General features: G+C 75.2%; 22 protein-coding genes. 14 read left to right on the forward strand and 8 right to left on the reverse strand.

The window, feature by feature from the left end:
- Window positions 1-69 precede the first annotated feature (69 nt).
- Window positions 70-813, reverse strand: coding sequence for a polyphosphate--glucose phosphotransferase (ppgK, locus tag E9549_RS02780; RefSeq protein WP_236825050.1), 744 nt, complete (start codon window positions 811-813; stop codon window positions 70-72).
- 95 nt (window positions 814-908) lie between these two features.
- On the opposite strand from ppgK, the gene E9549_RS02785 reads away from it, so the two are divergent.
- On the forward strand, window positions 909-1,739 hold the full coding sequence (locus E9549_RS02785; protein ID WP_236825051.1) for an inositol monophosphatase family protein: 831 nt from the start codon (window positions 909-911) through the stop codon (window positions 1,737-1,739).
- Window positions 1,740-1,758: 19 nt separating this feature from the next.
- Here E9549_RS02785 and E9549_RS02790 read toward each other — a convergent pair whose 3' ends face one another.
- Window positions 1,759-2,295 (reverse strand): LytR C-terminal domain-containing protein, encoded by a 537-nt coding sequence (locus E9549_RS02790; RefSeq protein ID WP_236825052.1) that lies wholly within the window; start codon window positions 2,293-2,295, stop codon window positions 1,759-1,761.
- Window positions 2,296-2,411: 116 nt separating this feature from the next.
- The gene (locus tag E9549_RS02795) at window positions 2,412-3,458 is read right to left on the reverse strand and encodes a phosphotransferase family protein (protein ID WP_236825053.1); all 1,047 of its coding nucleotides are present in this window, start codon (window positions 3,456-3,458) and stop codon (window positions 2,412-2,414) included.
- A 286-nt stretch (window positions 3,459-3,744) separates the two neighbouring features.
- Between E9549_RS02795 and E9549_RS02800 the strand changes: the two genes are divergently transcribed.
- The 6 genes from E9549_RS02800 (at window position 3,745) to E9549_RS02825 (ending at window position 7,626) form a co-directional block, all read left to right on the forward strand.
- Window positions 3,745-4,044: a DUF4193 domain-containing protein gene (locus E9549_RS02800; protein WP_091930594.1), complete on the forward strand. Its 300-nt coding sequence runs from the start codon at window positions 3,745-3,747 to the stop codon at window positions 4,042-4,044.
- 136 nt (window positions 4,045-4,180) lie between these two features.
- Window positions 4,181-5,050, forward strand: coding sequence for a hypothetical protein (locus tag E9549_RS02805; RefSeq protein WP_236825054.1), 870 nt, complete (start codon window positions 4,181-4,183; stop codon window positions 5,048-5,050).
- A 50-nt stretch (window positions 5,051-5,100) separates the two neighbouring features.
- Complete coding sequence (gene dut / locus E9549_RS02810; protein ID WP_236825055.1) at window positions 5,101-5,607, forward strand: dUTP diphosphatase; 507 nt, start codon at window positions 5,101-5,103, stop codon at window positions 5,605-5,607.
- A gap of 1 nt (window position 5,608) precedes the next feature.
- Window positions 5,609-6,340, forward strand: a complete 732-nt coding sequence (locus tag E9549_RS02815; protein WP_236825056.1) for a DUF3710 domain-containing protein — start codon at window positions 5,609-5,611, stop codon at window positions 6,338-6,340.
- A 64-nt stretch (window positions 6,341-6,404) separates the two neighbouring features.
- Window positions 6,405-6,782 carry an OB-fold nucleic acid binding domain-containing protein gene (locus E9549_RS02820; protein ID WP_236825057.1) on the forward strand — a complete coding sequence of 126 codons (378 nt, stop codon included), beginning with the start codon at window positions 6,405-6,407 and terminating at the stop codon, window positions 6,780-6,782.
- A 61-nt stretch (window positions 6,783-6,843) separates the two neighbouring features.
- Window positions 6,844-7,626 (forward strand): DUF3159 domain-containing protein, encoded by a 783-nt coding sequence (locus E9549_RS02825; RefSeq protein WP_236825058.1) that lies wholly within the window; start codon window positions 6,844-6,846, stop codon window positions 7,624-7,626.
- 60 nt (window positions 7,627-7,686) lie between these two features.
- On the opposite strand, the gene E9549_RS02830 is transcribed toward E9549_RS02825, so the two are convergent.
- On the reverse strand, window positions 7,687-8,367 hold the full coding sequence (locus E9549_RS02830) for a TrkA family potassium uptake protein (RefSeq protein WP_236825059.1): 681 nt from the start codon (window positions 8,365-8,367) through the stop codon (window positions 7,687-7,689).
- On the reverse strand, window positions 8,367-9,035 hold the full coding sequence (locus E9549_RS02835) for a TrkA family potassium uptake protein (RefSeq protein ID WP_236825060.1): 669 nt from the start codon (window positions 9,033-9,035) through the stop codon (window positions 8,367-8,369). Before E9549_RS02835 ends, E9549_RS02830 begins: the two co-directional genes overlap by 1 nt.
- A gap of 171 nt (window positions 9,036-9,206) precedes the next feature.
- Between E9549_RS02835 and E9549_RS02840 the strand changes: the two genes are divergently transcribed.
- The 7 genes from E9549_RS02840 (at window position 9,207) to E9549_RS02870 (ending at window position 15,891) form a co-directional block, all read left to right on the forward strand.
- Window positions 9,207-11,249, forward strand: coding sequence for an APC family permease (locus E9549_RS02840; RefSeq protein WP_236825061.1), 2,043 nt, complete (start codon window positions 9,207-9,209; stop codon window positions 11,247-11,249).
- 103 nt (window positions 11,250-11,352) lie between these two features.
- Window positions 11,353-12,591 carry a class I SAM-dependent RNA methyltransferase gene (locus E9549_RS02845; RefSeq protein ID WP_236825062.1) on the forward strand — a complete coding sequence of 413 codons (1,239 nt, stop codon included), beginning with the start codon at window positions 11,353-11,355 and terminating at the stop codon, window positions 12,589-12,591.
- Between the two features lie 110 nt (window positions 12,592-12,701).
- A complete protein-coding gene (locus E9549_RS02850; RefSeq protein WP_236825063.1) occupies window positions 12,702-12,851 on the forward strand; it encodes a hypothetical protein in 150 nt (49 codons plus the stop codon).
- 88 nt (window positions 12,852-12,939) lie between these two features.
- Window positions 12,940-13,167, forward strand: coding sequence for a DUF4177 domain-containing protein (locus tag E9549_RS02855; protein WP_236825064.1), 228 nt, complete (start codon window positions 12,940-12,942; stop codon window positions 13,165-13,167).
- A gap of 54 nt (window positions 13,168-13,221) precedes the next feature.
- On the forward strand, window positions 13,222-13,590 hold the full coding sequence (locus E9549_RS02860) for a hypothetical protein (RefSeq protein ID WP_236825065.1): 369 nt from the start codon (window positions 13,222-13,224) through the stop codon (window positions 13,588-13,590).
- A gap of 106 nt (window positions 13,591-13,696) precedes the next feature.
- Window positions 13,697-15,616 carry a 1-deoxy-D-xylulose-5-phosphate synthase gene (gene dxs, locus E9549_RS02865; protein WP_236825066.1) on the forward strand — a complete coding sequence of 640 codons (1,920 nt, stop codon included), beginning with the start codon at window positions 13,697-13,699 and terminating at the stop codon, window positions 15,614-15,616.
- The gene (locus tag E9549_RS02870; RefSeq protein ID WP_236825067.1) at window positions 15,613-15,891 is read left to right on the forward strand and encodes an MTH1187 family thiamine-binding protein; all 279 of its coding nucleotides are present in this window, start codon (window positions 15,613-15,615) and stop codon (window positions 15,889-15,891) included. The genes dxs and E9549_RS02870 overlap by 4 nt, the downstream gene beginning before the upstream one ends.
- A 95-nt stretch (window positions 15,892-15,986) precedes the next feature.
- Here E9549_RS02870 and E9549_RS02875 read toward each other — a convergent pair whose 3' ends face one another.
- The 3 genes from E9549_RS02875 to E9549_RS02885 form a co-directional block, all read right to left on the reverse strand.
- A complete protein-coding gene (locus E9549_RS02875) occupies window positions 15,987-17,120 on the reverse strand; it encodes a ScyD/ScyE family protein (RefSeq protein WP_236825068.1) in 1,134 nt (377 codons plus the stop codon).
- Between the two features lie 259 nt (window positions 17,121-17,379).
- The gene (locus tag E9549_RS02880; protein WP_236825071.1) at window positions 17,380-19,467 is read right to left on the reverse strand and encodes a 3-hydroxyacyl-CoA dehydrogenase NAD-binding domain-containing protein; all 2,088 of its coding nucleotides are present in this window, start codon (window positions 19,465-19,467) and stop codon (window positions 17,380-17,382) included.
- Window positions 19,464-20,669 (reverse strand): thiolase family protein, encoded by a 1,206-nt coding sequence (locus E9549_RS02885; protein WP_236825072.1) that lies wholly within the window; start codon window positions 20,667-20,669, stop codon window positions 19,464-19,466. Before E9549_RS02885 ends, E9549_RS02880 begins: the two co-directional genes overlap by 4 nt.
- Between the last annotated feature and the right edge of the window lie 16 nt (window positions 20,670-20,685).

The following is a 20,685-nucleotide window of genomic DNA, read 5'->3' on the forward strand; positions in this document are numbered from 1 at the left end:
GTCCCCTCGCTCCGAGGGGGCGGGCGGAGGGCCCCGGCCGGGTGGCCGCGCGGGTCCGCTGCCGGGCGGTCAGGCCTCGGCGCGCTCGACGGCGGCCAGCGCGGCGCCGACGATCCCGGCGTCGTTCTGCAGTTCGGCCGGCACCACCGGGGTGCGCGTGGAGAGCAGCGGCACCCACTTGTGCGCCTTCTTGCTCACACCGCCGCCCACGATGATCAGGTCCGGCCAGACGCTGGCCTCCAGGACGTCGAGGTAGCGGTCCACGCGCAGCGCCCAGTCCGGGTAGCTGAGCTCCTCCCGCTCCCGGGCGGCCGCGGAGGCGCGGCTCTCGCCGTCCTCGCCGTCGACCTGGATGTGCCCGAACTCGGTGTTGGGCACCAGCCGGCCGTCGACGAAGAGCGCGCTGCCGATCCCCGTGCCGAACGTGAGCATGAGCACGACGCCGTTGCGGTCGCGGCCGGCGCCGTAGCGCATCTCGGCCAGGCCCGCGGCGTCGGCGTCGTTCAGGGTCTCCACCGGCCCGGGGATGCGCTCGGCCACCCCCGCGGCGAGGTCGGTGCCCAGCCAGCTCTTGTCGACGTTGGCCGCGGTGTGCGCGACGCCCGACTTGAGCACCCCGGGGAAGGTCACGCCGACGCGCTCGGACCAGCCGAACGAGTCCACGATCCGCGCCACGACGTCGAAGACGGGCTCCGGGAGCGAGGGTTGCGGTGTCTCGATGCGCAGCCTCTCCCCGATGAGCCGTCCCGCGTCCAGGTCGACCAGGCACCCCTTGATGCCGCTGCCGCCGATGTCCACCCCGAAGCCCTGCACGGCGACAGGCTAGTGGACGGGCCTCCCCGCTCCCGCCGCTCGCGTGCCCGTGGCCGCCCCGACGAGGGGGGCGCCGCTGCGGCAGGATCGGGCGCATGGCATCCGCGCGCGCAGCCGTCCCCGCCACCCCCGAGCCGGGCGACCTCCTGGAGGTGGCCGTCGCGGCGGCGCGGGAGGCCGCCGTCCTGGTGGCCCGCGGGCGCGAGTCCGCCGGGGACCGGGTGAGCACCAAGTCCAGCCCGGTCGACGTCGTCACGGCGGTGGACGCCGCCAGCGAGGAGCTGCTGGTCCGGCGTCTGCTCGAGGCCCGGCCCGAGGACGGCGTGCTGGGGGAGGAGGGCGCGGCGCGGGAGGGGACCAGCGGCGTCCGGTGGATCGTCGACCCGATCGACGGCACCGTGAACTTCCTGTACGACATCCCGGCCTACGCCGTCTCCGTGGCCGCCGAGGTCGACGGGGTGGTCCGCGCCGGGGCGGTGCTCAACGTGGCGACGGGGGAGCTGTTCACGGCGGCCTCCGGGGGTGGCGCGTGGCTGGCGGCGCCGGGGCGGCCGGTGCGCCGGCTCGCGGTGGGCACGCCGCCGTCGCTGGAGCAGACGATGGTCGCCACCGGGTTCGGCTACCGCGTGGAGCAGCGGCGGGCGCAGGGGGCGGTCGTGGCGGAGCTCGTGACGCGGGTGCGCGACATCCGGCGGTTCGGCAGCGCGGCGCTGGACCTGTGCGCGGTGGCCGCCGGGCGGGTCGACGCCTACTTCGAGCTCGACCTCAACCCGTGGGACCACGCCGCGGGCGCGCTGGTGGCCGCCGAGGCCGGGGCGGTGGTGAGCGGGCTGGACGGCGCCCCGGTGGGGGAGCCGATGGTGATCGCGGTGGCGCCTGCGGTGGCCGGGCCGTTCTCCGCGCTGGTCTCCGAGCTGCACCGCTGAGCAGCGGCGAACACCCCGGTCAGCAGTCGCTGGGGGCCTCCTCCGGGGCGGTCAGCGCCGCCTCGACCTCCTCGGGGGGCGCGATGCCGGGGAACTCCGGCCCGAGGACCAGGTCGACGACCGCGGTCGCCCGCGTGTCGGGGTAGTAGCTGACGCCCGGCGCGTAGACCCCGAGGAAGCGGGCGGCGTCCCGTCCGGGAGAGCCGTGGCGCACCTCGCCGGCGCCCTCGACCACCCGGGTGGTGGGGTCGTTGGCCACCTCGTTGATGGTGAAGCCGCGGCCGGCGAGCTCGTCGGCCACCTGCTGCGCGAGCCCGCCCTGGTCGGTGGCGTTGAACACCCGCACCGACACCGCGGCCGGGTCCAGCGACGGTGGCGGCTCCTCCGCGGCGGCGCACTCCTCGGCCGCCTCGGCGCGCCGCTCCTGGTCCTCGCGGAGCACCGTCCACCACACCGCTCCGGCGGCCAGGGCCAGGACGAGCAGGAAGATCAGCGGGGGCAGCGGACGACGTCCGCTGCGGGGGCGCACCGGAGGCTGGACGGTGCGCTCGGTCACGGTGGTTCTCCTCGGCGAGGACCGGGCAGCCGGGCCGGACCGGCCGGGACGGACGGGACGGCGCCGCGACTGCTGCGGACGGCTGTCGGTTGCGAGCTTAGGGGCGGGCGGCGCGGCTAGATCGCACCGTCGTCCAGCGCGGCGCGTCCCCGCTCGACGCACGGGTCGATCCGGTCGGCGTAGCCCGCCGTGTCCTTGCCCGCCATGGCGCCGGCGGCCGAGCGGGCGACGATGCCGGCGACGATGGCCGCGAACTTGAAGTACGCGAAGCCGACGTACCAGGACAGATCGGAGAGGTCCAGGCCGCTGCGCTCGGCGTAGCGTGCGGCCACCTCCGCGCGGGTCGGGAAGCCCTCCAGGGCCGTCACGGTGCTCTGCCCGGCGACGCTGCGCTCCCCGGCCTGCGGCCAGTAGACGTGGAGCATGCCGAGGTCGGCCAGCGGATCCCCCAGGGTCGACATCTCCCAGTCCAGCACCGCGCGGACGCGGCCGGGGACCTCCGGGTCGAGCAGGCAGTTGTCCAGCCGGAAGTCACCGTGGACGATCCCGTGCCGCTGCGTCGCGGGCACCGTCTCCGCCAGCCGGGCGGCGAGGGCGTCCAGCCCCGGGCGGTCGCGGTCGCGGGTCGCCTCCCACTGCTGGGTCCAGCGGCGCACCTGGCGGGCCATGAAGCCCTCGGGGCGGCCGAAGTCGCCCAGCCCCACCGCGACGGGGTCGACCGAGTGCAGATCGGCCAGCACGTCGACCAGGCCGTCGCCGATCGCACGCCGCTGGTCGGGGCCGTCGGCGTAGCCGTCCGGGATCCGGTCGATGACGTGCAGGCCGACCACGCGCTCCATCACGTAGAACGGCGCACCCAGCACGCCGGTGTCCGTGCACAGGTGGAGGGTCCGCGGCACCGGCACCGGCGTGGGGCCCAGCGCGGAGATCACCCGGTGCTCGCGCGCCATGTCGTGCGCGGTGGCCAGCACGGCGCCCGTCGGCGGGCGCCGGAGGATCACCGCGTCCTCGGCGGCCCCGCCCTCCGGGGTCACCACGTAGGTCAGGTTGGACATGCCGGCGGCGATCAGCTCGATGCCGACCGAGCGCCAGCGCTCGTCCCCTAGAGCGGAGGCCAGGTACGGCCCGACGACGGCTGGATCAGCACCTGGGGAAGTCGCCACCGGCGCAGGGTAACCTCTGGCGCTCCGCGACCCGCCCGACCGTTCGTGGTCCCGATGTGTCACCTCCCCGGAGTCGGGCACAAATCGGGGCCGGACGGCGTTGGGGGGCTGCCGGTCCTTCCGCGAGGGGGACCGGCGCACGTGGACGGGGCGCCCGGTGCGGGCCGCCCCCACGACGACCCACCGGTCGCCCACCGGCGAACGGCCAGGACGACGGTGCGCACCCTGCGCCGCGTCAGACGAGCGGGCACGACGCCCGCGGAACCCCGGAGGAGGGGCACACCCCATGGCCACCGACTACGACGCCCCGCGCCGCAACGAGACCGACGAGCTCGGCGAGGACTCGCTCGAGGAACTGAAGGCGCGGCGGGCCGAGGCGCAGTCCTCGTCGGTCGACGTCGACGAGACGGACTTCAACGAGAACCTGGAGCTCCCCGGCGCCGACCTGTCGAACGAGGAGCTGACCGTCCGCGTCCTGCCCAAGCAGGAGGACGAGTTCACCTGCTCGCGCTGCTTCCTGGTGCAGCACCGCAGCCGGCTCGCCTCCACCCGCGGCGACCAGCTGTTCTGCCGCGACTGCGCCTGAAGAAGGACCCCCTCGCCCCCACCGCTCGCACGCTCGCGGCGGGACTCCGCGAGGGGGCCGTTCCAGCAAGTCACCTGCTCGCGGCGGGACCCTGCGAGGGGGCCGTTCCAGCGCCGCACCGTGAAGGGGACGACGGATGACCGAGGGCTCGCGCACCGGCGCACCGCGTGACGTGCCGCCGCCGCGTCCCGTCGCGCAGCAGGACCCCCCGGCGACGACCGAGGAGAGCCCGCTCGCGCGCGCCGGGCGGGCGGTCGCCGACGCCGTGGCCGGGCTGACCGGCGGCGGCACGGAGCGGTCCGCCGGCGGAGGTCTGCGCGACGTCGTCGGCGCCGTCGCCGGGGCGGTCGCGAGCGCCCTCGGCGGCGGCGCGCAGCCGGCGCCTGAGGCGTCCGGTGCCCGGGTGGCCGACGGCGACGGCCGGGCCCCCGGCGCGCTGCTCGGCGACCTCCTGGCGGCGGCGGCGCCGCGGCTGCCGATCCGCGACCGGGAGCGGCTGCGGGCCGCCCACCCCGGGGCGTCCGACGACGAGATCGCCGAGGCGCTCGTCCAGCGCGCCGCCCGGGCCACCTCCGGGATCGGCGCGGCCACGGGTGGGCTGTCTGCCGCCCACTGGTTCGCCCCGCCGTCCCTGCTGGCCGTCCCGCTGGAGCTGGGAGCCGAGACCGTCCTCGTGGCCGCCGTGGAGGTGGTCCTCATCGGTGAGCTGCACGAGCTGAGCGGCCGGCGCGCCCCGGGCGACGCCGCCGCGCGCGCCCAGGCCTACCTGGCGGCGTGGTCGGAGCAGCGGGCGGTCCGGGACGGCGGCGTGGCCGGCCTCGGCGCGGTGCTGGGTGCCGCCGGCGTGCGCGCTCTCCGCCGGCGGGTGACCCGCCGGCTGGCCGGGGCCCTGCCGGCGGCTGCGCCCTTCCTGGTCGGCGCGGCCCTCTCCGGGCGTGGCAACCGCCGGGCGACCGAGAGCCTCGCGCGCCGCATCCGCGAGGACCTGCAGGGCCCGCCGGTCTGACGGAGCCCGCGAGCGGTGGGGGGCGGGGAGGTCCTTATAGGGTCGCCGACGTGCCTGATCCCTCCACCGGCCTGGACGTGCCCGTCCGGCTCACCGCGCCCGACGGCGCCGTCCCGAGGTACGCCCTGGCCGGTGACGCGGGCGCCGACCTGAGCGCCGCCGAGGACGTCGAGCTGGCCCCGTTCGAGCGGCGGCTGGTGGGTACCGGTGTCGCGGTGGCGATCCCCGAGGGCTACGCCGGGTTCGTGCACCCGCGCTCGGGGCTGGCCCACCGGCTGGGGCTGAGCATGGTGAACGCGCCCGGGACCATCGACGCCGGCTACCGCGGGGAGATCATGGTCAACCTCATCAACCTGGACCCGGTGACGCCGCTGCGGCTCTCCCGCGGCGACCGCATCGCGCAGCTGGTGGTGCAGCCGGTGGTGCGCGCGCGGTTCGTCCCGGTGCGCGAGCTCCCGGCCAGCGCCCGCGGCGAGGGCGGGCACGGCTCCACCGGCGGGCACGGGCCCGCGACGCCCGGGTCCTCCGACGCACGATCACTCGAGGGGCGGGACTGACATGCCGTTCGGACGGCGGCGCAACCGCATCGACCGCAGCCTGCGCGAGCGGGGCGTGCCCCCGGAGCCGCAGACCCGGATCCGGGAGGTCGAGGAGACCACCGGGCCCTGGGACGAGGCCGACGCCCCCCAGGACGGGCTGGCGCGGATCGACCTCGGCGCGATCCGGCTGCCCGCGCTCCCCGGGATGGACCTGCGGGTGGAGCTCAACCAGCAGCAGAAGGTGATCGGCGCGACGCTGCGCCACGGCGGCTCGCTGCTGCAGGTCGCGGCCTTCGCGGCGCCCCGGGCCGCCGGCATCTGGGACGACGTCCGCGCCGAGCTGGCGCGCAGCGCCTCCGGTCAGGGCGCGTCGCTCACGGAGGTGGAGGGGCCCTTCGGCCTCGAGCTCGCCGGCACCGTCGTCGCGACGACACCGCCGCAGCCCGGGCAGCCGGCTCCGCGGGCGACGCGGCGGCCGGCCCGTTTCCTCGGCGTCGACGGGCCGCGCTGGTTCCTGCGCGGCCTGCTCAGCGGCTCGGCCGCCGCGGGCGGCGAGGAGGAGGCGAAGGCGCTGGAGGCCGCGTTCCGCGGCATCGTCGTCGTCCGGGGCTCCGAGCCGATGCCGGTGCGCGAGCCGCTCCCGCTGACCCTGCCCCCGCAGGCCGCGGCGCAGCTCGCCGCGCAGCAGCCCCCGGCGGGCCCGGCCCAGGGCCGGCCGCCGGGCGGTGCGCCGCCCGGCGCGCCCGCCTGACGACGCGACGCAGGGAACACCGGTGCGCGTCCCCGGGCGCGACCCCGCGAACTACCCTGGTGCCGTGACGGAGACCCGATCGGCGGGCTGGTGGTCGCGCACGCTGCAGCGACTCACCGCCGACGACCAGACCATCGACGCCCAGGAGCTCCGGGCGGGGTCGGCCAGCGCCGGCTGCGAACCGGTCAGCGCCTGCCGCAAGGGCGAGGTCGTCACGGTCACCGGCCGGCTGAAGTCCGTCGTCTACACCCCGCGCGAGACGGTGCCCACCCTCGAGGCCGAGCTGTTCGACGGATCCGGGTCGGTGACCCTGGTCTGGCTGGGCCGGCGGCGCATCGCGGGGATCGAGCCGGGCCGCTCGCTGACCGCGCGCGGGCGGTTCGCCGCCTTCGACGGCCGGCAGGTCATCTACAACCCCTGGTACGAGCTGAACGCCGGCTGACCGCCGCGGGGCGGCAGGGAGCCGCCGCGCGCAGGACCGGGAGCGAACGAGGGGGACGAGGGTGACCGCAGCCGGCCGGCCGGGCGACGGCGAAGGCGGGTCCGACACCGGGTCGACCTCGGTGTTCGACCGGGACCAGCTGCTGGCCCAGCTGGGCGGCTGGCGCGGCATGGTCGACGCGACGCTGCCGACCGTCGCGTTCATCGTGGCCAACGGCCTCGCCGGCCTGCGCACCGGCATCTGGGCGGCGGTGGCCGCGGCGGTCGTGGTCTTCGCCCTGCGGCTGGCCCGGCGGCAGAGCGTCCAGCAGGCCGTGAGCGGGCTGATCGGGGTCGGCATCGCGGTGGCGATCGCCGCCAACACCGGCCAGGCCCGCGACTTCTTCGTGCTCGGGATCGTGCGCAGCCTGGTCGTCGGGGTGGTCCTCCTGGGCTCCATCCCGTTCCGCTGGCCGCTCGTCGGCGTCGTCGCGGAGTTCCTGGCCCCGAGCCACCTGGGGTCGATGGCCGCGCACTCCCTGCCGTGGAGCCGCCGGACGGCGCGGGGCACCGAGCCGGTGGCGAGCGCGCCGGTGACGCCCGACCCGGCCGCTGCACCGCAGCTGCACTGGCGCCGCGAGCCCCGGCTGCTGCGCGCCTACTCGTGGCTGACCGCGCTGTGGGCCGCGTCCTTCTTCCTGCGCGCCGGCGTGCAGTGGGTGCTCTACCGCGCCGACGAGGTGGAGCTGCTGGGCACCGCCTCGGTCGTGCTGGGCCTGCCGCTCACCGCCGTCGTGCTGGTGATCACCCTGTGGGTGGTCGCCCGCCTGCACCGGCACCGGACCCCCGGCCCGCCCGGGGCCTGAGGGAGGACCCCGTCCGCCCCGCCCCGCGCGCACCCGCGGCGAGCCTCCGGACGGGGCCGCTCACGCGCCGATCCGACCGGGGCCCTCCGGCGCGAAGACGTACTGCAGCTCCTCCTCCGTGTCGCCGTGCGACACGAACAGCAGCTCGTCCCCGGACTCCAACGGCTCGTCGGGCGACGGGGTGATCACCCGGTCGCCGCGGAGGATCGTGGTGAGCACCGTCTCGCGGGGCAGGGGCACCTCGCGCAGCGCGCGGCCCACCCACGGGGTGTCGTCGCCCAGGGTGATCTCCACCAGGTTGGCCGCGCCCTTGCGGAAGCTCATGAGCCGGACGACGTCGCCCACGGTCACCGCCTCCTCCACCAGGGCGGCGAGCACCCGGGGGGTGGAGACGGCGACGTCGACCCCCCACGCCTCGGTGTAGAGCCACTCGTTGCGCGGGTCCTTGACCCGGGCGACCACGCGGTTGACCGCGAACTCGGTCTTGGCCAGGAGCGACACGACGAGGTTGGCCTTGTCGTCACCGGTCGCGGCCACGACGACGTCGCAGGTGGCCAGCTGCGCCTCCTCCAGGGAGGAGACCTCGCACGCGTCCGCCTGCACCCACTCCGCGCCCGGCACCGAGCGGGTGCGGACCTTGCGGCCGTCCTTCTCGATCAACATGACGGTGTGGCCGTTCTCCAGGAGCTCCCCGGCGATGGAGCGGCCGACCGCACCGGCTCCCACGATGGCGACGCGCATCAGTGCCCACCCTCCTGGGGGCCGCGCTCGACGACCTCGTGCACCCGCGCCGTCAGCTCGTCGGTGACGGCGACGACCAGCTGGTCGCCGTCCTGGAGCACCGTGGCCTGGGTCGGCAGCTGGGCCTCGCCGAACCTCGTCAGCCAGGCCACCCGGGCGCCGGTCGCCGCCTCGAGGGCGGCCAGCTTGCGGCCCACCCAGGCGTCGCTGACGGTGACGCGCACCAGCAGCACCTTCCCGGTGGGCTCGCGCCACAGCTCGCTGACCTTGACCGACAGCAGGTCGCGCAGCAGCCGGTTCACCGTCCACGGCACGGTGGCCACGCTCGGGATGCCCATGCGCTCGTAGACCTCGGCCCGCTTGGAGTCGTAGATCCGCGCCACGACGTGCTGGACGCCGAACGTCTCGCGCGCCACCCGGGCCGAGATGATGTTCGAGTTGTCGCCGCTGCTCACCGCCGCGAAGGCGCCCGCGGAGTCGATGCCGGCGTCCAGCAGCACCTGCCGGTCGAAGCCGAGCCCCTTGACCTGGCGCCCGGCGAAGTCCGGCCCCAGCCGGCGGAACGCCTCGGGGTCCTGGTCGATCACCGCCACGCTGTGCCCGATCTGCTCCAGGCGCCGGGCGATGGCCGAGCCCACACGGCCGCAGCCCATCACGACCACGTGCACGCGTCACTCCCGCAGATCCCGGTGGCGCCGGCGCCGTCCGCCCGCGCTCCACCGGCCGCGAAGCTACACCCGCCGGGGGCGTGCCAGGGCCCAGGACGCCCGTATCACCCCGAGGGGCCGGGTGGGCCGGGTCACGCCCGCGGGGGCGCCGCGCGTCCGTACCATCGCGCCGTGCCAACCCTGTCCGACCTCGGACAACTACCGAAACGCCTCGTCCTCGGCCGCCCCGTCCGCAGCGACCGGGCGGGGGAGTCGTTGCTCCCCAAGCGGCTGGCCCTCCCGATCTTCGCCAGCGACCCGCTCTCCTCCGTGGCCTACGCCACGCAGGAGATCCTCATCGTCCTCACCCTGGCCGGGACGGCGTTCCTCTTCTTCGCCCCCTGGATCGCGATCGGCGTCGTGGTGCTCCTGGCGACGGTGGTGCTCTCCTACCGGCAGGTGGTGCGGGCCTACCCGTCGGGCGGCGGCGACTACGAGGTCGCCGTCAAGAACCACGGGCAGTGGGCCGGCGTCACGGTGGCGAGCGCGCTGCTCGTCGACTACGTCCTGACCGTCGCGGTGTCGGTGTCCGCGGGGACCGACAACATCATCTCGGCGTTCCCCGAGCTGAACGAGCACCGCGTCCTGATCGCCCTCGGGCTGGTGGCGCTGCTGGCCGCGGTCAACCTGCGCGGCGTCCGGGAGTCGGGCCGGACCTTCGCGGCGCCGACCTACCTCTTCATCAGCGGCATCATGGTCATGGTCGTCACCGGCCTGCTGAAGTACTTCGTCACGGGCGGGGGCCTGGTGGCGGAGAGCTCCACGTGGTCCGTGCTCCCCGAGCCGGGGTACGAGGAGGTCACCGGGCTGGCGCTGATCTTCTTCGCGCTGCGCGCCTTCGCCTCCGGCTGCACGGCGCTCACCGGCGTCGAGGCGATCGCCAACGGCGTCCCCGCCTTCCGCCCGCCCAAGAGCCGCAACGCGGCGACCACCCTCGCCCTCATGGGCGGCATCGCGGCCACCATGTTCGCCGGGGTCACCGCGCTGGCCCTGCTCGCGAACGTGAAGTACGTGGAGCACACCTGCGACCTGGTCGGCTTCCCCGGGGACTGCGAGACCGACCCGCAGCGCACGGTCATCGCCCAGCTCGCCGCGGCCACCTTCGGCGGCGACACCTCGTTCGGCTTCTTCTACGTGCAGGCGGCCACGGCGCTGGTCCTGATCCTGGCGGCCAACACGGCGTTCAACGGGTTCCCGCTGCTGGGCAACGTGCTCGCCCAGGACCGGTTCATGCCGCGGCAGCTGCACACCCGCGGCGACAAGCTCGTCTACAGCAACGGCATCCTGCTGCTCGCCGGCTTCGCCGGGCTGCTCATCGTCGCCTTCGACGCCGACGTGAACCGGCTCATCCAGATGTACATCGTCGGCGTCTTCACCAGCTTCACGCTGGGGCAGACCGGCATGGTGCGGCACTGGAACCGCGAGCTGCGCAGCATCACCGACCCGGGGGTGCGCGCCCGGATCCGGCGCTCGCAGGCGATCAACGCCGTCGGGGGCACGCTCACCGGCGTCGTCCTGGTGATCATCGTGGTCACCAAGTTCACCCACGGCGCGTGGCTGGTGCTGCTGGCCATGCCGGTCCTCGTCGCCCTGATGAAGGGCATCAACCGGCACTACTGCCACGTGTCCGAGCAGCTCGAGCCCGACACCGACGCCCGGACCCTCCCGAGCAAGGTGCACGCCGTCGTCCTTGTCTCGAAGGTGCACAAGCCGACGCTGCGCGCGCTGAGCTTCGCGCGGGCGACCCGCCCGGACGCGCTGACCGCGCTCACGGTGAACGTCGACGACGGCGAGACCCGCGCGCTGCAGGCCGACTGGCAGCGCTACGACATCCCGGTCCCGCTCACCGTGCTCGAGTCGCCGTACCGGGAGATCACCCGTCCGGTGCTCGACTACGTGAAGGGCATCCGCCGGGACAGCCCGCGAGAACTGGTGGTGGTCTTCGTGCCGCAGTACGTCGTCGGGCACTGGTGGGAGAACGTGCTGCACAACCAGAGCGCGCTGCGCCTGCGCGCCCGGTTGCAGTTCCAGCCCGGCGTGATGATCACGACGGTGCCGTGGCAGCTGGAGAGCTCGGTCGGTGCCGACGACGACGGCCGCCGCGGCGGGCCGGCCCCCGGTGACCTGCGGCGCGGGTTCACCGACGACGAGGCCGACGTGACGCCGTATGGCTGAAGGCCCCCCCGCCCCCCGCCGCTCGCCGGCTCGCGGCGGGCCCCTGCAGGGGGCCGGTCGCAGCCGGGCCCGTTCGCGGGACGCGGACAAGGGTCTGGGGTGGGTGGGCCGCGAGTTCCAGGTGGACGTCGGGCCGGTGGCGCACGGGGGGCACTGCGTCGCCCGGCACGAGGGCCGGGTGGTGTTCGTGCGCCACACCCTGCCCGGTGAGCGGGTGCGCGTGCGCGTCACCGAGGACCGGCACCCGGGCTTCTGCCGCGCCGACGCCGTCGAGGTGCTGGCGGCGGCCCCCGCGAGGGTGGCGCGCCCCTGCCCCTACAGCGGCCCGGGGAGGTGCGGCGGCTGCGACTGGCAGCACGTCGACCCGGCCGAGCAGCGCCGGCTGAAGGCGGCCGTCGTCCGCGAGCAGCTGGTGCGCCTGGGCGGCCTGGACGAGCAGGACCCGGTGGTCGCCGGGCTCGCCGTCGAGGAGCTGCCCGGCGGCCCGCTGCGCTGGCGCTCCCGGGCACGCTTCGCCGTCGACCGCACCGGCGCTCCCGGCCTGCGCCGGCACCGCTCGCACGACGTCGTGGTGCTCGACGACTGCCCGATCACCGTCGAGCCGGCCGCGCGGGCGGTGCTCGGCCGGCGCTGGCCGGGCGCGGGCGCCGTCGACGTGTCGATCGACTCCACCGGTGCGGTGACGACCGCCCCGCTCGACCGCCGCGGCCGGCCGCGTGCCACCGAGGTGCGGCAGGCGGGGGAGGAGCGGCCCGCGGCCGCCGGCCGCGCGGAGCGGCGCGCCGGCGGGCGGGACTGGGAGGTCGAGGGCACCGGCTTCTGGCAGGTGCACCCCGCCGCGGCCGACGCGCTGGTGGAGGCCGTCTCGGGCTTCGCCGCCGCGACCGACGGCGAGACGGTGCTCGACCTCTACGCCGGCGCCGGGCTGCTCGGGGGCGCGCTGGCTCCGGCGGTGGGCGCCGGCGGCCGGGTGGTCTGCGTCGAGGCCGATCCGGGCGCCTGCGCGGCCGCGGACGCCAACCTCGCCGGCCTGCCCCAGGCGGAGGTCTGGCAGGGCGAGGTGGACGCCGACGGGCTGGCCGAGCTGCTCGCCGAGCTGGGGTCCGGCCCGGACGTCGTCGTCCTCGACCCGCCGCGCGCCGGCGCCGGGACGGCGGTGAGCCGGCTGCTCGCCGGGAGCGGTGCGCGGGCCGTCGTCTACGTGGCCTGCGACCCCGCGGCGCTGGGCCGGGACGTCGCCGCGTTCGCCGCCGCCGGGTACCGGCTCGCCGGGCTGCGCGGGTTCGACGCCTTCCCGATGACCGCGCACGTGGAGTGCGTCGCGCTGCTCGTGCCCGCCTGACGGCCCACCCCGGGGGCCGGCACGTGGAGGTTCGGCGACGGAGGGCCACTCCCGTCCCAGGAGTCACACGCGTCGGTCTCCCGGGGCATCGCCTGCGTAGCGTCCGCCGGGTGACGAGGGGAGAAGCGATGCAGCGCACGACCACCGCCCACCCGCACGTGGCGGCCGCCCGCAAGCTCCTGGCGCTCGGGTGGTGGTTCGTCGCCGCCGGGGCCGCGCTGGCGCTGGGGCTCGAGGTGGAGGACGGCGTCTCCCTCTGAGGCGTGGACGGGGTCGCTCCGCGCCGGCCGGGGGCCGTCACGCCCGCCCGGCTGCTCGCGAGGCGCAGGACCTCGTTACGGTCAGGGGGTGCCCACGTGGGAATACGCCTCGGTCATCACCGCCAACGATGCGGAGTCGCAGCGGGCCGGCGTGAGCGTCAAGCTCCCCGGCGGTCAGCTCGAGCGCCAGCAGGGCGACACCAGCTCGGTGCTCAACAAGCTCGGTGCCGAGGGGTGGGAGCTGGTCAGCTACCACTCCAGCGGCGCCGGCACCTGGGGGTTCGAGCAGTTCTGGCTCAAGCGCCAGTCGTCCTGAGCCGACACGCCCCGGTGTCGAACACCTGTTCGACCCGTGCGGCAGAATGGTGCGGTGGAGACGTCGCTGCCGCCGGGCTGGCCGGAGGAGGTGCGCCCGCCGGGCGCCCCTGACTGGGAGCGCACCGCCGTCGCCTGGCTGTTCGACCTGGTGCCGCCGGACTACCGCGCGCACGAGGTGCTCCGCCGGTACCCCGTGCTGCTCGCCCGGTTCGCCGGCGACCACGTCGCCGCCGGTCTGGAGGCCGCCCGCGCCGGGTGGCGCACCCTGCGGGTGGAGCTGGCCGACCAGCTCCCGCCGGAGGCGATCGAGGCGGCGATGGCCGCCTACGAGCGCGAGGGGGCCCGGCTGGCCGCCGCCGCCCGCGGGGTCGACGTCGTCGGCGGGGCGTTGAGGGGAGAACGCTGGGTACCGCGGCTGTGAGCTGCATCCGCCTCACCCGCTCGACCGGAAGAGCCGGTAGACCGCAGCTACAGTGGATCGGCGGCTGCCCCCCGGCGCCGCCCGACCGAGAGGACACCGCCGCACCGTGCCGCTCCTGCGATCGCTGCGGGGCCCGGAAGACGTCAGGGCCCTCGAGTCCGAAGCGCTGCCCGCCCTCGCCGCGGAGATCCGTGACGCCCTGGTCACCAGCGTCGCCCGCACCGGGGGTCACCTCGGGCCGAACCTGGGCTGCGTCGAGCTGACCATCGCCCTCCACCGGGTGTTCGACTCCCCGCGCGAGCCGATCGTCTTCGACACCGGCCACCAGTCCTACGTGCACAAGATGCTCACCGGCCGGGTCGACGGCTTCGAGCGGCTGCGCCAGCGCGGGGGGCTGTCGGGCTACCCCAGCCGTGCCGAGAGCGACCACGACTGGGTGGAGAACAGCCACGCCTCGACCTCGCTGTCCTACGCCGACGGGCTGGCCAAGGCCTTCGCCATCCGGGGTGACTCCCGCCCCGTGGTCGCCGTCATCGGTGACGGTGCGCTGACCGGCGGCATGGCGTGGGAGGCGCTCAACAACATCGCCGCCGCCCAGGACCGCCCGGTCGTCATCGTCGTCAACGACAACGGCCGCTCCTACTCGCCGACGATCGGCGGTGTCGCCGACGCACTGGCCACCCTGCGGCTGCGCCCCGGCTACGAGAACGCGCTGCTGCAGGTGCGCCAGGCGCTGCACCGGGCGCCCGTCGTCGGCTCGGCCCTGTACGACGCGCTGCACGCCATCAAGAAGGGCCTCAAGGACGTCCTCTCGCCGCAGGGCATGTTCGAGGACCTCGGCCTGAAGTACGTCGGCCCGGTCGACGGCCACGACATCCGGGCGGTGGAGTCGGCGCTGCGCCGGGCCCGCTCCTTCGGCGGGCCGGTCATCGTGCACGCCGTCACCACCAAGGGATTCGGCTACCCGCCGGCCGAGACCGACCAGATCGACGCGTGGCACGCGACCGGGGTCTTCGACCCCGACAGCGGCGCCAGCGCCCGCAAGACCGGCCTGGCCTGGACCGATGCCTTCGCCGACGAGCTGGTGCGCGTGGGCGCCGAGCGCCCCGACGTCGTCGCGATCACCGCGGCGATGCTGCACCCCACCGGCCTGGCCCCGTTCGCCGAGCGCTTCCCCGAGCGCACCTTCGACGTCGGCATCGCCGAGCAGCACGCCCTCACGTCGGCCGCCGGCCTGGCCATGGCGGGGCTGCACCCGGTCGTCGCCGTCTACTCGACGTTCCTCAACCGGGCGTTCGACCAGCTGCTCATGGACGTCGCCCTGCACCGGCAGCCGGTGACGGTGGTGCTCGACCGCGCCGGGGTCACCGGTGACGACGGTGCCTCGCACAACGGCATGTGGGACATGTCGATCCTGTCGGTGGTGCCCGGCCTCGCCCTGGCGGCGCCGCGCGACGAGGCCACGCTGCGGGAGGCGCTGCGCGAGGCGGTCGACATCACCGACGGACCGTCGGTCGTGCGGTTCCCGAAGGGCTCGCTGCCGCCGGACATCCCGGCCGTCGAGCGGCGGGGGCCGGTGGACGTGCTGCGCCGCGGGGCTCGGGCGGAGGTCCTGCTCGTCGCCGTGGGGTCGATGGTCCCGATGTGCCAGGCCGTCGCCGAGCGGGCCGCCGACCACGGCATCGAGGTGACCGTCGTCGACCCGCGCTGGGTGCTGCCGGTCTCCGCCGAGCTGGTCGAGCTCGCCGCCGGGCACCGGCTGGTCGTCACGGTCGAGGACGGCGGGCGCGCCGGGGGAGTGGGCACCACGCTCAGCCAGGCGCTGCAGGACCGCGACGTCGACGTCCCCGTGCGCACCCTCGGCCTGCCGCAGCAGTTCTTCGAGCACGGCAGCCGCGGGCAGGTGCTCGCCGACGCAGGGCTGACCGAGCAGGACGTCGCCCGGCGGATCGCCGAGTGGACCGCCCGGCTGACCGAGCGCGCCGGGGACGGCGTCACCGAGGCCGCCGTCGAGGACCGGGCGTGATCGCCGAGATCCAGGTGGCGCCCTCGCCGCCCGGCACGGCGGACGACCCGCACGCCCACGTCGAGGCGGCGATCGCCGTCATCCAGGCCTCCGGGCTGCGCCACGAGGTGGGTGCCCTGGGCACCACGCTGGAGGGGGAGGCCGACGAGGTGTGGGCCACGCTGCGCGCTGCGCACGAGGCGATGCTGGCCGCGGGCGCGGACGCCGGGCTCTCGCACATCAAGGTCGCGTCGGTGAACCGCACGATGGACAGCCTCACCGCCAAGTTCCGCTGAAGCCCCGCGCGCTCGGGTGTCTCCCGCCGGGCAGCAGCCCACCTCGCGGTCTGCGGCGAGGTGGGCTGCTGCGTCGCGGGTCGCGGCCTCGGCGGTCAGCTCACCGGGAACGACCGCTCGGTCATCCGCCAGACCTGCCCATCGGTGCCCGGCTCACCGGTCCCGGTGCCGGTGGACATCGAGTTGACGGCCACGTACACGTTGCCGAGCAGGTCGGTGACCACGCCCGCCGGCGCCGGAGCCGGCAACGTGGCCCGGGTGCCGTTCGTCCGCACCGTCACCACCTGACCTGATCCGCCGCCGCCGAAGAGCTCGCTGACGTAGAGGTTGCCGGCCCGGTCCTGCGCGGCACCGGTCACCCCGGTGAAGCCGGTCCAGGTCTGCTGGACCGCCCCGGTCCGGCGGTCGAGCTCCCACACCCGGCCGGCGCCGGGGACCAGCGAGCCGAGGCCGCCCACGATGACGTCGCCGTCGCGGCTGAAGCTCAGCGCCGTCGGCACCGGGTCGCAGGAGAAGCTGCCGTCCTGGTTGGGCCGGGTGTCGCAGGCGCCACCGGTGATGGTGGGGAGGACGGCGAACACGCTGATCCGGCCGCGCCTGTCGACCGCGAGGACGGCGTTGGCCGCGGCATCGGCGACGAGCACCTTGTCACCGACGTCGAGCACCGCGTACGGGTTCGACTCGACGCCCTGGCCGTCGGGGTCGTTCGCCTCCTCGAAGGCGCGGATGTCGGCGACGACCGAGGCCGGCCGGCCCGCCGCCGCGCGCAGCAGCTTGCCCTCCTGCTCCTCCGGCAGCCCCGTGACGCCGTCCGGGACGTCGACGTCCTTGGCGATGTAGATCCGGCCCAGGGTGCGGGCGCTCGCCGCGTCGTTGCCGGTGGCGCCGGCACCGTCAGGGCCGGCCTCGGACAGCAGGCCGGTCACCACCCGCTGCGCGGTGACCCCCTGGACCTTCGCCGGGTGCCGCACGATGCTGACCGCCCCGGTGGTCCCGACGCACACGGTCTCCCCGTCCACCTCGGCGCAGTCGTCGCCGCCGGTCCCGGACTCCGCGATGACCAGGACCCCGTCACTGGTCATGTCGAGCTGCCGCGGGTTGTCCAGGTGCCGCGCCACCGGCACGGGGGCCCAGCGCGCAGCATCGGAGGGTCCGGTCGCCGGCGCGGCGGCAGCCGGACTCATCACCAGCGTCGTGACCGCCAGCCCGGCGGTGGCCGTTGCACACACGAGACGTCTCATCGTTTCCCCTGCCCAGTCCAGGTATCCGGACCGCGGGTACGGCCCGGTCAAGATCCCGAACCTGGCAGGGGCGCTCGAAGGCCGTCAAGATCTTCCGGTGCCGGTGCCGGTGCCGGTGCCGGTGCCGGTGCCGGGGGCGGGGGGCGCCCCGGGTGGGCGCCGTCCTCCCGCACCGCGGAGCGTCCTCCCTCACCGCGCACCGTGAGGGAGGACGCCCGACGATCAGGTCACCTGATCCCGGCGGGGGTCAGGCGGGGAGCGAGGCCACGCCCCGCGGCAGGAACCGCGAGCCGGTCACCCGCTCCGAGACCCCGGTGCGGTCGAGGTAGGCGGAGATGCCGCCCAGCCAGAACGGCCACCCGGCGCCGAGGACCATGCACAGGTCGATGTCCTGCACCGCCTGCACCACGCCCTCGTCCAGCATCAGCCGGATCTCCTGGGCCAGCGCGCCCAGCGCCCGCTCGCGCACCTGCTCCTCGGTCAGCGGCGAGTCGCCGGCGAACGCGTCGGCCAGCTCCGGGTCGACGACGCCGGGCTCGACGAACACGCTGGTCCTCCCGAGCTCGACGATCCGCCTGAGCCCCTCGCCGACGGCGAACCGGTCGGGGAAGGCCTCGTGCATGCGCTCGGCGACGTGCAGCGCCACCGCGGGACCGACGAGCGAGAGCAGCTCGAACGGCGTCATCGGCAGGCCCAGCGGGTCGAGGGCGCGCTCGGCGACCTCGACCGGCGTGCCCTGCTCCACGGCCGAGGTGACCTCACCGAGGAAGCGGGTGAGCAGCCGGTTGACCACGAACGCCGGGGCGTCGGCGACCAGCACGCAGGACTTCTTCAGCGACCTCCCGACGGCGAAGGCAGTGGCCAGGGTCGCGTCGTCGGTCTGCTCGGCGCGGACGACCTCCAGCAGGGGGAGGACGGCGACCGGGTTGAAGAAGTGCAGCCCGACCACGCGCTCCGGGTGCTCGAGCTTGGCGGCCATCTCGGTCACCGACAGCGCCGAGGTGTTGGTGGCCAGCACGCAGGTCTCGGACACGATCGCCTCGACCTCGGCGAACACCTGCTGCTTGACCGACATCTCCTCGAACACGGCCTCGATGACCAGGTCGGCGTCGGCGAAGGCCTCCTTGGACAGCGAGCCGGTCACCAGCCCCTTGAGCTGGTTGAGCTTGTCGGCGCTCAGCCGGCCGCGCTGGGCGAGCTTGTCCAGCTCGCCGTGCACGTAGGCCACGCCCTTGTCCACGCGTACCTGGTCGATGTCGGTGAGCACCACCGGCACCTTCAGCTGCCGCACGAGCAGCATCGCCAGCTGCGAGGCCATGAGCCCGGCGCCGACGACGCCGACCTTGCCGACCTTGCGGGCCAGCGCCTTGTCCGGGGCGCCGGCCGGCCGCTTCGCCCGCTTGTTCACGAGGTCGAACGAGTACAGCGAGGCCCGCAGCGGGTCGCTCATGAGCAGCTCGGTGAGGGCGTCGTCCTCCGCGGCGGTGCCGGCGGTGAACGCCTCGTCGTCGACACCGGCGCGGGCCAGGTCCAGCAGGTCGACCGAGCGCACGGCCCCGGGGGAGGCGTTGCGGGTGCGGCCGGCCACGATCGCGCGCCCGCGCTCGATGGCGGCGTCCCACGCCGACCGGTCGACCTCCGGGCGGGAGACGGTCACGGAGCCGTCGAGCACCCCGACGGCCCACTCGAGGGAGCGCTCGAGGAAGTCGGCCGGCTCGAAGAGCGCGTCGGCGATGCCGAGCTTCGCGGCCTTCGGGGCGGGCGTCATCTTGTTCTGCGCGAGGGCGTTCTCGACGATCACGGTGACCGCCGCGTCGATGCCGACCAGGTTCGGCAGCAGCTGCGTGCCGCCCCAGCCGGGCACCAGGCCGAGGAAGGCCTCGGGGAAGCCGACCGCGGCGGTGCCGCTGATCGTGCGGTAGTGGCAGTGCAGCGCCAGCTCCAGCCCGCCGCCCAGCGCGACCCCGTTGACGAACGCGAAGGTCGGGATCGCCGAGTCCTTGAGCCGCCGGAACACCCGGTGGCCGGTCTCGGCGATCTCCCGCGCCGTCGCCTCGTCGGTCACCGCCGGGACGCCGGAGAGGTCGGCGCCCACGGCGAAGATGAACGGCTTGCCGGTGACGGCGATCGCCGCCGGCGCCGGGGAGTGGGCCGCGATCTCGTCCAGGGCGGCGTCCAGCGAGGCCAGCCCGGCGGGGCCGAAGGTGGACGGGCGGGTGTGGTCGTGGCCGTTGTCGAGCGTGATCAGCGCGATCTCGCCGACCAGGCCCGGGTAGGTCACGAACCGCACCATGGCGGTGGTCACGACCTCGTTCTCGAAGACGGCGGTGCTCACTTGGCGAAGCCCTCCCAGTTCGGGTTCTCCCAGATGACGGTGGCGCCCATGCCGAGGCCGACGCACATGGCGGTCAGGCCGTAGCGGACGTCGGGGCGCTCGGCGAACTGGCGGGACAGCTGGGTCATCAGGCGCACGCCGGAGGAGGCCAGCGGGTGGCCGACGGCGATGGCGCCGCCCCACGGGTTGACCCGCTCGTCGTCGTCTGCGATGCCGAAGTGGTCGAGGAAGGCCAGCACCTGGACGGCGAAGGCCTCGTTCAGCTCGAAGAGGCCGATGTCCTCGATCGTCAGGCCGGTGCGGGCCAGCGCCCGCTCGGTGGAGGGCACCGGACCCACGCCCATGACCTCGGGCTCCACGCCGACGAAGCCGTAGCCCACCAGGCGCATGCCGACGTCCAGCCCGAGCTCGAGGGCGACGTCCTCGGCGGCCAGCAGGCAGCCGGTGGCGCCGTCGTTGAGCCCCGCGGCGTTGCCGGCGGTCACGTGCCCGTGCGGGCGGAACGGCGTCTTGAGGGTCGACAGGCCCTCCAGGGTGGTCTGCGGCCGCGGCGGCTCGTCGACCGTGGCCACGCCCCAGCCCTGCTCGGCCGAGCGGGTGGCGACGGGGACGAGCTCCGGCCCGAGCTTGCCGTTGGCCAGCGCCTTCGCGAACTTCTGCTGGCTGGCCAGCGCGAAGGCGTCGGCGCGCTCCTTGGTCAGGTGGGGGAACCGGTCGTGCAGGTTCTCCGCGGTCGAGCCCATGACCAGCGCCGAGGGGTCGACCAGCTTCTCGCTGACGATGCGCGGGTTGGGGTCCACGCCCTCGCCCATCGGGTGGCGGCCCATGTGCTCGACGCCACCGGCGATGGCGACGTCGTAGGCGCCGAAGGCGATGCCGCTGGCGGTGGTGGTCACCGCGGTCATGGCGCCGGCGCACATCCGGTCGATCGAGTAGCCCGGCACCGACTTCGGCAGGCCGGCCAGCAGGGCGGCCGTCCGGCCGAGGGTGAGGCCCTGGTCGCCGATCTGGGTGGTGGCGGCGATGGCCACCTCGTCGACGCGGTCGGCCGGCAGCGCCGGGTTGCGGCGCAGCAGCTCGCGGATCACGCGGACGACGAGGTCGTCGGCGCGCGTCTCGGCGTAGATGCCCTTTGGGCCGGCCTTGCCGAAGGGTGTGCGCACGCCGTCGACGAAGACGACCTCACGCAGCGAGCGGGACATGGGACCTCCGCAGTAT

Source organism: Blastococcus sp. MG754426 (genome assembly GCF_021699055.1).
GTDB lineage: Bacteria > Actinomycetota > Actinomycetes > Mycobacteriales > Geodermatophilaceae > Blastococcus.